The sequence below is a fragment of the Candidatus Symbiopectobacterium sp. genome, assembly GCF_020054415.1.
Taxonomy (GTDB): domain Bacteria; phylum Pseudomonadota; class Gammaproteobacteria; order Enterobacterales; family Enterobacteriaceae; genus Symbiopectobacterium.
Window position 1 is genome coordinate 1 of record NZ_JAHWCO010000340.1, and the last position, 14698, is coordinate 14698.

Genomic DNA, 14698 nt, shown 5'->3' on the forward strand with positions numbered 1-14698 from the left:
CTGCTTGAGGGCCTTGTTATAAGAGGGCCAGTTGGTGATTTTAAAATTTTGTTTTGCCATGGAGACCTGATTTTGAAACAACTGTGGTGATCTGCTCCGATGATTACCCAAAAGTTCTATTTATTCAACAAAGCCCCTCAAACTGTAGAAAAGCCACTTCGCCGCTCGTGATCCTCGGCGAAAGCCGGGGGATCTCTGCGCAAATAAATGCGTTTCTGCCGCAGGAGATTCCCACCTTCGCGGGAATGACGTAGATGGGTGGAAATGACTGAGGATTACCTCCTGCTTTCGGGAGGTTTGTCAGCAACCTCGAACCTGTTTTCTGTGATAAGTGTTTTACTTTCCCTCTCGATCTCATTACCATTATCCGCCGTGCGTCGGGAAGTCAACCGCTTTATTGTTATTTTGCATGCATGACTTTTGGGATCTCAGGAGACACTATGTTCTATCCCGTAATCAAGAAGGCACTTTTCCAGCTCGATCCAGAACGGGCTCACGAATTTACCTTCCAGCAGTTACGTCGTCTATCTAATACACCGTTTGAATTTCTTATTCGCCAATCCGTTCCCACCAAACCTGTTACCTGCATGGGCCTTTCTTTTAAAAACCCACTCGGCTTAGCCGCCGGTCTGGATAAAGATGGCGATTGTATTGATGCGCTGGGCGCAATGGGCTTTGGTCATATTGAAGTCGGTACGGTAACACCACGCCCGCAGCCGGGTAATGATAAACCGCGTCTGTTTCGCGTCGTAGAAGCGGAAGGGCTAATTAACCGCATGGGATTTAATAACCATGGAGTGGATAAACTGATCGAGAACGTAAAAAAATCCCGTTTTGGTGGTGTGCTGGGAATTAATATAGGCAAGAATAAAGATACGCCCGTAGAACAGGGTAAAGATGACTATTTGATCTGCATGGACAAGGTCTATGCACACGCCGGATATATTGCGATCAATATCTCTTCACCGAATACGCCGGGATTACGTTCTCTGCAATACGGGGAAGCTCTGGACGATCTGTTGCAGGCGATTAAAAATAAACAAGAAGCATTGCATCAACAGCATCAAAAATATGTGCCGATCGCGGTGAAGATCGCGCCGGATCTTTCTGAGGAAGAATTGATCCAAATTGCTGATAGTTTGGTACGCCATAACATTGATGGGGTGATTGCCACCAATACCACACTGAATCGTGATTTGATTCAGGGGTTAAATCATTGCGGGCAAACCGGTGGGTTAAGCGGACGTCCGTTACAGCAGTGCAGCACCGAAGTTATTCGTCGTCTGGCACAAGAATTGAGTGGCCGTTTGCCGATTATTGGCGTTGGCGGGGTCGATTCACTGATGGCCGCACGGGAAAAAATGGCCGCGGGTGCATCCCTGGTACAGATATATTCCGGCTTTATTTTTCATGGACCGCGCCTGATTAAAGATATCATTACCCATATTTAATCTTTTCATCACATCATTTCTCGTTGGTGGTTTATTTATTCCCCCAGCTAGTCTATATTTTACTCGTTTGTGCAATTAATCTTCTTTTTACAAAAAACGCGACTGACATACCCTCACCGAGCGTATGAAGGATATTACCCGTTTTCTTGTCAAGGATGGCAATGGTATGTGGTGTGCAGACGCACTGGGTCGTGTATTCAATGAGTTGATGCTACATCAACTCATTGAATACACGGCCGTATTTTGCGCAGCAACCCCATGAACAGCAATCCCCGCAAATGGGCGATGCGGTTTGGGTCATGCTGGCTGAAAGCCAGGAAATTTCCTGCTTTATGGTGGTGGATCGCGGTGAAAAAGCCAGCTTGTGCGTGTTGGCTCAAGGGGCGCTGATGCTTAACGGCAAAACGATGCAGCTAGGCGAAGCGATTAAAATCATGCATGACCGCTTGTTGCTCCAGCAGAGCGCGCTGGCAGGGGCGATGCCATCGGCAGCCTTCCCCTATGCCAAGGTGGTGTAGAGGAAAGATTCTTATCAGGCGAGCACCATGTCTCCCTGTGGCACGCAACTGCAGGCCAGAATAGTGCCATCCTCGCGCACGGCACCCCGCTTTAAGGGCGAAACCTCACCGCTGACCAGTGTCATTTTGCAACAACCGCACACGCCCGCCCGGCAAGAATAGGGCACGTGTACACCGTGCTGCTCTAATTGCTCTAACAAAATTTGCTGATTATTTCCCGGCAGCTTTTTGCCCTGATAGTGCAGGGAAAGGCCTTGTTCCGCCTGAACCGGCGCTTCCAGCGTTGCGGCAGGGGTTCCTGCACCATAGAGACGCGGTGGCTTGGTTGCCAGCACCTCGACACTATCGCACACTCGAATGATACCGCTTTGACGTGCCACCATATTCTGACCAAAATCCACGTCGCCGTTTTCCGCAGTACGGAAGGCTTGCAACGTGGCGAGCGGCTCTCCCGAGGGATGCTTGCGCCCACGCTCGGTGCTCACGGTGGTCAATACGCAGCGGCTGCACGGTTTGACAACGTCAAAAGTCACCTCGCCAATACGCAGCGTCTGCCAGCTGTCTTCCGCGAAGGCATCAGCGCCGGTCACCACAATGTTAGGACGGAACTGAATCAGCTTGACCCCCGCGCTACAACGCTGGCGCAGTGCCTGAAAAGAGGCTTCATTGACCAACAGATAAGGGTAACCGTCGGCGAAACCTAACGGAATGTCGGGAAAACGCTTCACGCGACGAGAGGGCATGTCGCCAACCCAGCGCAACTGTACCGGACGTTTAAAATAACCGCTCAACCACTGGTTGATTTTATCGGGTGCGATGCAGGCGGAAAAATGCGTGCCCCAGACTTCTGTGGGCTGTGGCCTGTGGGCGAAATCCGCATAGCGTACTAACGCCTGAGCGCCATCATGTGAGGTGAGAAACAGGCCGTCAGGCAGCAACGCCGGTGTAAACAGCACCATTTCGGGAAACTGACGTGCAGTGATAAAGGTTCCATCGGGTTCCGTCACCATAAATGAACGGTCATACGCTAGGCCGCTGGGCGTTGCCAACGCATGGGAAAGTTGCAAGCCGCGCAAGGATTTGACCGGATGAACGTACAGTTTGGAAACACCAATCATCAAGAGTGCCTATCTGTTCAAAGGTTTTAACGCCGCAAATTTATGACAAGTCGCTGGGATTAGCTATAATTTTATGTGTTACACCCGTGATTCTTTAAATTGCACGTGCGCTGACTGTGTGTGGCCATCCGAACCACTTATCGCTTTCCTGCAACTCGAAGTCGTCAGGGTCTACCCTTTTACCTTGGTGGTCGTCGTATTATGAATTCTCTGTTTGCCAGCACGGCGCGTGGTCTGGAAGAACTGCTTAAAAGTGAACTTGAAGCGTTAGGTGCGCAGGAATGCAGCCTGGTTCAAGGCGGCGTACATTTTCAGGGTGACGACCGCTTGATGTATCACAGCTTGCTGTGGAGCCGCCTGGCATCGCGTATTTTATTGCCGCTTGGCGAATGCAAGGTCTACAGCGATCTCGATCTCTACCTCGGTGTTCAGGCCATTGACTGGACCTCTGTGTTCTCGGTTGATAGCGCTTTTGTGGTTCATTTTACCGACACTAACGACGAAATCCGTAATTCTCAGTACGGCGCGCAGAAAGTGAAAGACGCCATTGCCGATAGCTTTGTGCGTAAAACCGGTCAGCGCCCTAACGTGGTCAAGCAGCAACCGGATATTCGCATCAATGTGTTTCTGCAACGCGAGACGGCCAGCATTGCGCTGGATCTCAGCGGCGAAGGCTTGTACCAGCGCGGTTATCGTGAAGGCACTGGCGCTGCGCCGTTGAAAGAAAACCTCGCGGCGGCCATTGTGCTGCGCTCGGGTTGGCAGCCGGGTGCGCCAATGATCGATCCGCTGTGCGGTTCAGGTACGTTGTTGATTGAGGCTGCCATGATGGCCGCCGATCGCGCACCGGGCTTGCGCCGCTATCATTGGGGATTTAGCGCCTGGCTGAACCATAACGCCGATGTGTGGCGTGACGTGGTGTCTGAGGCGCAGGTGAGGGCCAAACAAGGCCTGCAAACCACCACTTCCCGTTTTTACGGTTCAGACAACGATAGCCGGGTGATTGAGCTGGCGCGCGCCAATGCGCGCCGTGCCGGTGTCAGCGAATTGATAACCCTCTCGGTACAGGATGCGGTGCAACTGCGCAATCCGCCGCCGCAAGGTTCGACAGGAACAGTACTCAGTAACCCGCCTTACGGTGAGCGTCTGGAGAGTGAGCCTGCTCTGATCGCCTTACACAATATGCTGGGCCGCAAACTGAAAAGTGAGTTTGGTGGCTGGACGCTGTCGCTGTTCAGTGCGTCACCGGAACTGTTAACCAGCCTGCCGTTACGTGCTGAACGCCAGTTTAAGGCCAAAAACGGGCCGCTGGATTGCGTACAGAAAAACTACCGTATTAGCGCTGCGCCTGAAGCCTCGGCGAGTGAAACTACCGTGCCGCGCGTGAGCGCCGACGTTGCTCCGGATTTTGCCAACCGACTGCGCAAAAACTGCCGTAAACTGGAAAAATGGGCCCGCCAGCAGGGTATAGAATGTTATTGCCTGTATGACGCCGATCTTCCGGAATACAATGTGGCGATTGATCGTTATGGCAGTTGGGTGGTAGTGCAGGAGTACGCGCCGCCGAAAACCGTCGATCCGCAAAAAGCCCGCCAGCGGGTGTTTGATATTATCAATGCTACGTTGCACGTGTTGGAACTGCTTGCCAATCGCTTGGTGTTAAAAACCCGCAAACGGCAAAAGGGCAAGAGCCAGTATGAAAAACTGGCGCAGAAGGGCGATTTCCTACTGATGCAGGAGTATAACGCCAAGCTGTGGGTGAATCTGACCGATTATCTTGATACCGGACTGTTTCTCGATCACCGTATCGCGCGCAAGATGCTGGGCGAAATGAGTAAAGGAAAAGACTTCCTGAACCTGTTTGCCTATACCGGCACAGCCAGCGTCCACGCAGGGTTGGGCGGCGCGCACACCACCACTACGGTGGATATGTCGCGTACCTACCTGGAATGGGCGGAGAAAAACCTGAGCAGCAATGGTCTGGCAGGGCGTCAGCATCGTCTTATTCAGGCTGATTGCCTGACCTGGATGCAGGAAACGCGCGAACAGTTTGACCTGATTTTTATCGATCCGCCCACGTTCTCAAATTCGAAAAGCATGGCCGATGCTTTTGACGTGCAACGGGACCATCTGGCGTTGATGAAATATTTGCAGCGTATGCTGTGTCGAGGCGGTACCATTCTGTTTTCTAACAACAAACGAGGTTTCCAGATGGATCAGCCTGGCATTGCCGCCCTTGGGCTTCGCGCCACGGAAATTAGCGAGAAAACCCTTTCATTAGATTTTGCCCGCAATCGCCAGATCCATAACCGTTGGCTGCTGCGACACGCGGGCGAGGAAAAGTAAGTCATGTCATTAATTAGCGTCTCGGATGCCTGGCTGTCGTTCAGCGATGCGCCTTTACTTGATAACACCGAACTGCACATTGAAGAAAACGAACGCGTCTGCCTAGTAGGGCGTAACGGTGCGGGGAAATCGACACTGCTGAAAATTCTGGCGCGCGAAGTGCGGCTGGACGATGGGCGTATTGTTTATGAGCAAGATCTGATCATCTCTCGTTTGCAGCAAGATCCGCCGCGTGACGTAGCGGGCAGCGTATTTGATTTTGTGGCAGAAGGGGTGGCAGAGCAGGCCGACTACCTGAAACGTTACCATGAAGCCTTGCGTCTGATCGAACAGGATCCCAGCGATAAGAACCTGAACCAGCTGGCAGTACTTCAGGAAATGTTGGAAACCCAAGGGCTGTGGCAATTGGAAAATCGCATCCACGATGTGTTGGCCCAATTGGGACTGACAGCAGATGCGCCCTTGTCCTCGCTTTCTGGCGGCTGGCTGCGCAAGGCCGCACTGGGCCGTGCGCTGGTCAGTGTGCCGAAAGTCTTGCTGCTTGATGAGCCGACCAACCACCTGGATATCGAAACCATCGACTGGCTGGAAGGTTTCCTCAAAACGTTCCAGGGCAGTATCGTTTTCATCTCCCATGACCGTTCTTTTATTCGCAACATGGCGACACGCATTGTCGATCTCGATCGTGGCAAACTGGTCTCCTGGCCCGGCAATTACGACAAGTATCTGCTGGGAAAAGAAGAAGCGCTGCGTGTGGAAGAGCTGCAAAATGCCGAATTCGATCGCAAGCTGGCGCAGGAAGAGGTGTGGATCCGTCAGGGCATCAAGGCGCGTCGCACGCGTAACGAAGGCCGGGTGCGTGCGCTGAAAGCTATGCGTCAGGAGCGTTCACAGCGTCGCGAAGTGATGGGCTCTGCCAAAATGCAGGTTGAAGAAGCGGCTCGTTCCGGCAAAATCGTGTTTGAACTGGAAAACGTCGATTATCAGATCGGTGATAAAAATCTGGTGCGGGGATTCTCTGTCCAGGTGTTGCGCGGTGACAAGATAGCGCTGGTTGGGCCAAACGGCTGCGGCAAAACCACGCTGTTGAAACTGCTGTTGGGCGATCTGCAAGCGACGCACGGTCGCGTTCACTGCGGCACCAAGCTGGAAGTTGCCTATTTTGATCAGCACCGCGCGGAGCTCGAGCCTGAGCGCACCGTGATGGATAACCTGGCCGAAGGCAAACAGGAAGTGATGGTTAATGGCAGTTCTCGCCATGTGCTGGGCTACCTGCAAGATTTCCTGTTCCATCCCAAACGGGCAATGACGCCGGTAAAAGCCCTGTCAGGCGGTGAACGTAACCGACTGCTGCTGGCGCGTTTGTTCCTCAAGCCCAGTAACCTGTTGATTCTTGACGAACCGACTAACGATCTTGATGTGGAAACGCTGGAACTGTTGGAAGAGTTGATCGACAGCTATCAAGGCACTGTGCTGCTGGTGAGCCACGATCGTCAATTTGTGGATAACTCGGTCACCGAGTGCTGGATTTTCGAAAGGGATGGGCGTATTAACCGCTATGTTGGCGGTTATTATGATGCACAGCAGCAGCGCGCTGAAACGGTGCCCTTGCGTAAATCCGTGCCTGCGGCGGCGGAAAAATCAGCAGAGAGTAAAGAGACCGTTCAGAACGCACCCAGCGCTAAACGTCAAACCGGTAAACTCAGTTATAACCAGCAGAGCGAGCTGGGGCAGTTACCCCAGAAACTCGAACAACTGGAACAGTCCATTGCGGCGTTACAAGCGCAAATGAACGATCCTGATTTCTTTACCCGTCCGCGTGATGAAACGCAAAAGATATTGAATGCATTGGCAGAAGCGGAGCAGGAGCTGGAAGTGTGTTTTGAGCGCTGGGAAGCGTTGGAAACGCAGAAAAACGGCTAACGTTGCGTATACTACTAACAGGTAGATGCCTTCTGACGGTAACCACGCGTACGATATACCGTGCCGTGGGAACACGAACCTTCTACAGGTAACAGCGGCGGCGCGCCTGACCGGGGTGCCGCGCGGCGAAAGATAAAGGAGGCGGAGCGTGTGCAATCATAATGCAAGGCATGACGACTACATGTTGTGCCCCCAGTGCGACATGCTGGTGGAATTACCCTCCCTGATGCATGGGCAAAAGGCTGTGTGTCCGCGCTGTAAATCAACCTTGGCCAACCGCCAGAATCAGGCGCGCCAGCGCTCCATTGGTTTTGCCTTTAGCACCTTGCTGATGCTGTCATTGGCGAACGCTTTTCCTTTTGTTTATATGCGCGTGGCGGGCATTACCAGTGAGATCTCACTGTTTGAGATCCCGCAGGTGATGGTGTCCGATAATTACGCCAGCGTCGCCTTTCTGTTTATGCTGTTTGTTCAAGTGATCCCGGCGATTTCCATGGTGATGGTTATCCTGTTGTCGCTGCACTCTTCCCTGTCAGCATGGATAAAACGTCTGATGGCAACCTGGCTCTTCTGGCTAAAAAGCTGGGGAATGGCCGAAATTTTTCTCTCTGGTGTGCTGGTGAGCTTTGTGAAGCTGATGTCTTATGGTGAAATTGGCGTCGGCACTGGTTTTGTGCCCTATGTACTGTTTTGTTTGCTGCAGCTACTGGCCTATCAAAGTCTGGATCGGCGCAGCGTGTGGAATGACCTAGCGCCTGCGCCACCGTTACCCTTTGCACCGCAGACCGGACGATCGGGTTTGGCACAAGGGCTGCGCTCCTGCACCTGCTGTACGGCGATATTGCCTGCCGATCGGTGGGAATGTCCGCGTTGTCATAGCCACGGCCATGCGCGACGTAAAAATAGCCTGCAATGGACGCTGGCGCTGCTGTTAACCTCCGTGCTGCTTTATGTTCCCTCGAACCTGCTGCCGATTATGATCACCGAAGCGTTGGGGAGTAGTGAAACCTCCACCATTATGTCGGGGGTTATTCTGCTGTGGGGGATAGGGTCTTATCCGGTGGCGCTGGTGATCTTCATTGCCAGTATTATGGTGCCATCGCTTAAAATGCTGGCGCTGGCGTGGTTGTGTTGGAGTGCGGCGGGTGATGGACGTCAGGACAATGAACGTCTGCACGTGGTATATGAAATGGTGGAATTTGTCGGTCGCTGGTCGATGATCGATGTATTTGTCATTGCTGTACTGTCTGCCATGGTGCGCATCGGCCAGTTAATGAGTGTATACCCGGCAATCGGCGCGGTGTTGTTCGCGCTGGTGGTCATTTTGACCATGTTTGCCGCCATGATGTTTGATCCCCGTTTGTTGTGGGATCGCCAGCGTGATAATGATCAAGAGGGATCAGCCATTGGCGAAAAATAATTATTCTGTCGCAAACGTAGAAGCGATTAAACGCTGGTCGCCCGTATGGATTGTGCCCATTGTGACGGTGCTGATTGGAGCCTGGGTTTTATTTTACCATTTCAGTCACCTGGGGCCCCAGATCACGCTAACGACACAGAGTGCCGAAGGGATTGTGGCCGGTAAGACCACCATCAAAAGCCGCAGTGTGGACGTCGGCGTGGTGGAAAGCGTGGTGTTGAGTGACGACCTGCGCCAAGTGGAGATTGTGGCTCGTTTGCATTCCGGTATGGGCAAGTTGTTGCGCCATGATTCTGTGTTCTGGGTGGTGAAGCCGCAAATTGGACGAGAAGGGGTTTCCGGGCTAGGTACCCTGCTGTCCGGCGCATTTATTGAACTTCAGCCGGGGATGAGCGGTGAAGCACGCAGTGAATTTGCGTTGCTGGATTCGCCGCCGCTGGCACCACCGCATGCCAAAGGGATTCGCATTTTGCTCGACAGAGAACGTTCTGGCCAACTGAACGCTGGCGATCCAGTGCTGTTTCGCGGCTACCGCGTCGGTTCGGTTGAAACCAGCGAGTTCGATACAAAGGCGCGCCAAATGCGCTATCAGCTGTTTATTACCGCACCATACGACAGTCTGGTGACTAGCAATGTCCGTTTCTGGAAAGACAGCGGCGTGACGCTGGATATGTCAGCGCAGGGGATGCGGGTGGAAATGGGATCGTTGACCACCTTGTTCAGCGGTGGTGTTAGCTTTGACGTGCCGACCGGTTGGGATCTGGGTGAACGCGTGAAAGATCGTGCGCAATATCAGCTGTTTGATAACGAACGCAGTATTCAGGATTCGCTCTACACGGAGTACAAAGAATATGTGATGTTCTTTGATGAATCCATCCGTGGATTGCAGGTAGGGGCACCGGTAGAATTCCGTGGCATCCGTCTGGGAACCGTCGCCAAAGCGCCGTTGGTGACGACTAACTTCAAGCAGGATATAAACATGGAGTATCGCATTCCGGTGCTGATCCGCGTTGAACCTGCACGTTTTGAAAAGATCATCGGTAAGCAATTTGATTACCAGAAACAACTCGCCGACGCACAGACTATGGGGCTGCGTGCCTCGTTGAAAACAGCCAACCTGCTGACTGGCGCCTTGTTTATCGATCTCGATTTTTACCCGAAAGCACGTGGTAACAGTACAGGACCGCTGCGTGTGGTTGATGGGTATCCGGTGTTGCCAACCATGGGCGGCGGTTTGTCGCAAATCCAGCAAAAACTGATGGCGGTGTTGGATAAGGTTAACGAACTGCCGTTAACGCCAATGGTGAGCGAAGCGACCAAAACGCTGGCAGAGAGCCAGTCAACGCTACGTGAGTTGAAAAAGATGCTCGCTTCGTTAAACCAGATAACCTCCAGCAAGGCGATGCAATCGCTGCCGCAGGACATGCAGCAAACGCTACAGGAGCTAAACCTCAGTATGCAAGGGTTACAGCCTGGCTCGCCGGCCTATAACCGATTGGTGGCAAACATGCAGCGTCTGGATCAGGTGTTAAGGGAGTTGCAGCCGGTATTGCGCACACTTAATGATAAAAGCAATGCACTGATCTTCCAGGCGCCTGAGAGCGAAGATCCCCAGCCGAAGAGGGCGAAACCATGAGTAAAGGATGGCTGGTGGCAATGGCGTTGTTGTTGAGTGCATGCAGCAGTACAACGCCAAAAACCTATTACCAACTGCCGCAACCGTCTGTGGCGACTGCGGGTAAAACGGATCTCACCGCGGCCCGCACGCTGTGGCTTTCCCACGTTGCGTTGGCGGATTATCTCAGTACGTCGGGCTTGGTTTACCAGACCAATGATGTGCGTTATGTCATTGCCAGCAATAACCTATGGGCCAGCCCGTTGGAGCAGCAGTTGCAACAGACGCTGCAAAGTAGCCTGAATGCCGGACTGCCGGGCTGGACGGTAAGTTCGCAACCCTTAGGGGCTGCACCCTCGGAGCTGGCTGTTACCGTGAAAGCCTTCCACGGCCGCTACGACGGAAAAGCGGTGGTGCAAGGGGAGTGGACCTTGCAGCGCGGCGATCGGCTGCTTCGTCAGCCGTTTAATCTGGTATTGCCACTCAAAGAGGATGGCTATGACGCGTTAGTGACAACGCTGGCACAAGGTTGGCAGCAGGTTGCGCAATCTATTGCCGCGCAGATTCAGCGCAGCGAGTAGTGGCCATCGATAGGAAACGCTTATCTAACGTTATGTAATTTAACGATTTATCTCTTGTTACTTGGCACTGTTTTTATACATTTGCTTGCACGCAGTGCGCCATGATGGCGCACTGCACCGTTCTCAAAAACCCCTCATCATCTTCTTTATAAATATCAATAAGTTATTTTTTGGCACAGATACTGCGATGTTAATCTCATAACATTATGACTGCGAATGACAGGGCACTAACATGCAGCAAGATGACGCCTATTGCCCTAACCCTGACACCAATGTGCGCATTGATCTTATCGCACGTATCGAAGCGTCGTTCAGTCAGCAGACCCCTAGCAGTAAGCGTATTGCCGGCTGGTTGCTGAATAATCTGGCACAGATACCGTTTGAATCGGCGGATAGCATCGCCGGTTATACCGGCACGACGGGGATTACCGTGAGGCGCTATCTGCGCAAACTGGGCTACCGCAATCTGGAAGCTGTCAAAGCGCGCCTGCGCGCCGATGCGCTGGCTCCTTACCGCCCCTAGGGCGTTACCGATCGGTTGGATGCCTAGCAGCAGCGCACCCTCTCGAATCGTCTCAGCCCCTCTCTGCGTCTGGAGGTGGATGCCATTCAGGACGTCTATCGTCTGGCGCAAACGGAGACTTTCGCGCGCATCAGTCAGCAACTTGCTGAAGCAGAAGCGGTGTTTATTCTCGGCATCCAATCTACGCGCGGCATCGCCAACGCGTTTTTTAGCCATCTGAAGTATTTGCGTCCCCGAGTGAGCTATGTAGATGGCCTGTCTGGCACCTGGGTGGAGTCGCTCAATTTAGAATACCAACGCCCTTATGTGGTAGTGACCGACACGCGCGCCTATTCCACCGTGGCGCGACAGTATTGCCGCGCCGCCAGCGATCGGCAGATCCCGTTGGCGCTGATTACCGATCTCTGGTGCCCTTGGGCGCGTGATTACCCGATGGATTTGCTGCAAGTCAAAACCGATACCGGGCATTTCTGGGATTCGCTGGCACCGATCACCTGCTTGTTCAACCTGCTGCTCTCCGCAGTGGTGGAGCAGTTGGGTGACAAACTGTCGGCGATGCTGGTGCTTAACCGCGCCTTGCAAACGGAATTTGGCCAATTTGAACAGTAAACAGGACAACACATGACGGATGTTATCGACCTAGTGGATCTGGCGCAAACGCTCCCCCCAGCTGATTATCGATATGAAATATGCCACGGCGGATAACCTGACCAGTCATCCCATTTATGCCCAAGCGCTTTGCCTGTTGCATCCCGACGCGGCGCAGGGACTGGCGCGCAGTGTCGCCGTTGCCGAACAGAGTGGCTATCGGCTGCAACTTTATGACGCCTATCGTCCCCACGCTGCGCAAATACGCCTGTGGGATGCTTGTCCCGATCCGCGTTTTGTCGCCTCATTGGCGGTTGGCCCGCACCACAGTCGCGGAGTGGCAGTGGATGTCACGCTGTTGTATGAACAGGGCGAGGCGCTGGATATGGGCACTGGTTTCGATGAAATGAATGAAAAATCATATGAGTGGTGTTCTGCGTTGCCCGTCGCCGTGCAACGTAACCGACTGCAACTCTATACTGTGATGGCGGCGGGTGGCTTCGTCGGGATTGAAACGGAACGGTGGCATTTTGAATTGCCGAATGCTGATCGTTACCCGCCGTTGCCCGATCGGTTTGGTTGTACCTTGCCTAACCGCAGGACGGCTGTTTGATTGATGCGCGCTGCGCGAACCGTTTGACTATCACCAGGAGCTGAATCATGAAGACCACACTGCATTGTTACGACCTCTGCTGTTAGCTACCGCAATGGCTGCCGTATTGCCTGCCTGGGCTGCGGTGCAGAAATATATGCTTGTGATCGGCAAAGCCGCCGATCCACAAACGTTAGATCCTGCGGTCACTATCGATAATAACGACTGGACCATCACCTATCCCTGTTATCAACGGCTGGTACAGTACAAAACGGAAAACGGCAGAGGCGCTACCGATGTGACCGGGGATTTGGCCCTGAGTTGGGAGGCGTCTCCAGACCAAAAAACATGGGCCTTCAAGCTCGATCCCAAGGCAAAATTTGCCGATGGCAGCGCTGTCAGCGCCGAGGCAGTCAAATTATCGTTTGAACGTCTGCTCAAGATCGGTCAGGTGCCCGCCGAAGCCTATCCCGGCGATTTGAAGGTTGAAGCGGTCGATGCGCATACTGTGCGCTTTACCCTGAGCGCACCCTTTGCGCCGTTCCTGTATACGTTGGCCAATGACGGAGCCTCTATGATTAACCCTGCGGTATTGAGCAAACACAGCGCCAATGAAGGTAAGGGCTGGTTAGCGGAAAATACTGCCGGTTCTGGGCCCTATCAAGTGCAGCGTTGGCAGAAAGGCCAGCAGGTGGTGCTGGTGCCAAATTCCCACTACAGCGGCAGCGCGCCCGCGTTTAAACGCGTTTCGGTCAAAATCATTGGTGAGAGTGCCACGCGCCGCCTGCAACTGGAGCGTGGGGATATTGATATTGCCGAGTCGCTACCTGTCGATAAGCTTGCCAGGTTGAAGGAAAAAAACAGCGTGTCAGTACAGGAATATCCGTCGCTGCGCGTGACCTATCTCTATCTAAACAATGGCAAAGGGCCATTGAGCCAGGTTGATCTGCGTCTTGCGGTCTCTTGGGCCACGGACTATCAGGGCATGGTAAAGGGGATACTGGGTGGAAACGGCAAGCAGATGCGTGGCCCGATCCCGGAAGGCATGTGGGGATATGACAAAGATGCCATGCAGTACAGCCTGGACAATGAAAAAGCACAGGCAGCAATGAGCAAGGTAGCGCAAAAACCACAGCAATTAACCTTCCTCTATTCAGATAACGATCCCTACTGGGAACCCATCGCCATCTCAACGCAGGCAACGCTGAAATCGCTGGGGGTTAATGTCAGTCTGGAAAAACTGGCAAACGCCACTCTGCGCGAACGGGTTGGCAAGGGTGACTTTGATATTGCCATCGGTAACTGGAGCCCTGATTTCGCTGACCCATACATGTTCATGAATTACTGTTTTGAATCCAACAAGAAAGGGTTGCCGGGCAATCGTTCCTACTATGAAAACCCGGCGATTGATGCGTTGCTGAAAAAGGCGATGGCCACCACCGACCAGACTGAGCGCACAGCGGACTACCAGCAGGCGCAACGCATTGTGATTGATGAAGCCGCCTACGTTTATCTGTTCCAGAAAAACTATCAGGTGGCGATGAACGATGCGGTAAAAGGCTTTGTGTTTAACCCGATGCTGGAACAGGTATTCAACATAGGCACGATGTCGAAATAAGTTCATTAGTGCACCAGGCGGAGAGACTCAGAGGATCGCCGCACGAAAATCAGCCTGCATATTCGCATCGTGATCGATCAGTGATTCGCATGACAATCGATCACGATTTCGCATGAAAGGTCGATCACTGATTCGCGTCGTATCGATCACTCCGGGACTTAACCCTTTTAACCTCCTCTCCATTCGCAGTTTCTACTGAAATGGAGATAACTATGGTCAGAAAGAGAAAAAGCAGGAATCCCATGGAGACTTGTCTTCAGATCTTCAAAGGCTTTGTTGAATAAATCAGAACTTGTAACGACTGCGCCCCATACGGGTCGATTGTTACGTGATGCGAATACTGTTCGGCATTCCTAATAGCGTGATCCGGTTAAGCGCTTTGACCATGGCCATGGCTTCACCCAC

10 protein-coding genes and 3 pseudogenes are annotated in these 14698 nt (G+C 52.9%); 11 read left to right on the top strand and 2 right to left on the bottom strand.

Annotated features, from left to right (window positions below; all coding sequences use genetic code 11):
* Positions 1-83 precede the first annotated feature (83 nt).
* From QZ506_RS10045 to QZ506_RS10055, 3 genes are all read left to right on the top strand, one after another.
* On the top strand, positions 84-254 hold the full coding sequence (locus tag QZ506_RS10045; RefSeq protein ID WP_291970835.1) for a hypothetical protein: 171 nt from the start codon (positions 84-86) through the stop codon (positions 252-254).
* Between the two features lie 186 nt (positions 255-440).
* Positions 441-1451 (top strand): quinone-dependent dihydroorotate dehydrogenase, encoded by a 1011-nt coding sequence (gene pyrD / locus QZ506_RS10050; protein WP_291970838.1) that lies wholly within the window; start codon positions 441-443, stop codon positions 1449-1451.
* A gap of 224 nt (positions 1452-1675) precedes the next feature.
* Entirely contained in the window at positions 1676-1969 is a 294-nt protein-coding gene (locus QZ506_RS10055; RefSeq protein WP_291970840.1) for a cell division protein ZapC domain-containing protein, read from the top strand.
* 14 nt (positions 1970-1983) lie between these two features.
* On the opposite strand, the gene QZ506_RS10060 is transcribed toward QZ506_RS10055, so the two are convergent.
* Complete coding sequence (locus tag QZ506_RS10060; RefSeq protein ID WP_291970842.1) at positions 1984-3087, bottom strand: YcbX family protein; 1104 nt, start codon at positions 3085-3087, stop codon at positions 1984-1986.
* Between the two features lie 201 nt (positions 3088-3288).
* Between QZ506_RS10060 and rlmKL the strand changes: the two genes are divergently transcribed.
* The 8 genes and pseudogenes from rlmKL to QZ506_RS10100 all read left to right on the top strand — a co-directional run bounded on the left by rlmKL (position 3289) and on the right by QZ506_RS10100 (position 14293).
* The gene (rlmKL, locus tag QZ506_RS10065) at positions 3289-5433 is read left to right on the top strand and encodes a bifunctional 23S rRNA (guanine(2069)-N(7))-methyltransferase RlmK/23S rRNA (guanine(2445)-N(2))-methyltransferase RlmL (protein ID WP_291970844.1); all 2145 of its coding nucleotides are present in this window, start codon (positions 3289-3291) and stop codon (positions 5431-5433) included.
* Between the two features lie 3 nt (positions 5434-5436).
* Complete coding sequence (locus QZ506_RS10070; RefSeq protein ID WP_291970846.1) at positions 5437-7356, top strand: ABC transporter ATP-binding protein; 1920 nt, start codon at positions 5437-5439, stop codon at positions 7354-7356.
* A 148-nt stretch (positions 7357-7504) separates the two neighbouring features.
* On the top strand, positions 7505-8776 hold the full coding sequence (pqiA, locus tag QZ506_RS10075; protein ID WP_291970848.1) for a membrane integrity-associated transporter subunit PqiA: 1272 nt from the start codon (positions 7505-7507) through the stop codon (positions 8774-8776).
* Entirely contained in the window at positions 8763-10412 is a 1650-nt protein-coding gene (gene pqiB, locus QZ506_RS10080; protein WP_291970850.1) for an intermembrane transport protein PqiB, read from the top strand. Before pqiA ends, pqiB begins: the two co-directional genes overlap by 14 nt.
* The gene (pqiC, locus tag QZ506_RS10085) at positions 10409-10972 is read left to right on the top strand and encodes a membrane integrity-associated transporter subunit PqiC (protein ID WP_291970852.1); all 564 of its coding nucleotides are present in this window, start codon (positions 10409-10411) and stop codon (positions 10970-10972) included. The genes pqiB and pqiC overlap by 4 nt, the downstream gene beginning before the upstream one ends.
* 232 nt (positions 10973-11204) lie before the next feature.
* A pseudogene (locus QZ506_RS10090) lies at positions 11205-12104 on the top strand (MurR/RpiR family transcriptional regulator).
* 12 nt (positions 12105-12116) lie between these two features.
* Positions 12117-12696 (top strand): annotated as a pseudogene (gene ddpX, locus QZ506_RS10095) (D-alanyl-D-alanine dipeptidase).
* Between the two features lie 94 nt (positions 12697-12790).
* The gene (locus tag QZ506_RS10100; RefSeq protein ID WP_291970855.1) at positions 12791-14293 is read left to right on the top strand and encodes an ABC transporter substrate-binding protein; all 1503 of its coding nucleotides are present in this window, start codon (positions 12791-12793) and stop codon (positions 14291-14293) included.
* Between the two features lie 324 nt (positions 14294-14617).
* On the opposite strand, the pseudogene QZ506_RS10105 reads toward QZ506_RS10100, so the two are convergent.
* Positions 14618-14698 (bottom strand): annotated as a pseudogene (locus tag QZ506_RS10105) (lipoprotein); the annotation flags it as partial.

Bases quoted from the DNA above. Each gene is read 5' to 3' on its own strand.
- pqiC (WP_291970852.1), top strand. From the start codon at position 10,409: ATGAGTAAAGGATGGCTGGTGGCAATGGCGTTGTTGTTGAGTGCATGC.
- rlmKL (WP_291970844.1), top strand. From the start codon at position 3,289: ATGAATTCTCTGTTTGCCAGCACGGCGCGTGGTCTGGAAGAACTGCTT.
- pyrD (WP_291970838.1), top strand. From the start codon at position 441: ATGTTCTATCCCGTAATCAAGAAGGCACTTTTCCAGCTCGATCCAGAA.
- QZ506_RS10060 (WP_291970842.1), bottom strand. From the start codon at position 3,087: ATGATTGGTGTTTCCAAACTGTACGTTCATCCGGTCAAATCCTTGCGC.
- QZ506_RS10100 (WP_291970855.1), top strand. From the start codon at position 12,791: ATGGCTGCCGTATTGCCTGCCTGGGCTGCGGTGCAGAAATATATGCTT.
- QZ506_RS10070 (WP_291970846.1), top strand. From the start codon at position 5,437: ATGTCATTAATTAGCGTCTCGGATGCCTGGCTGTCGTTCAGCGATGCG.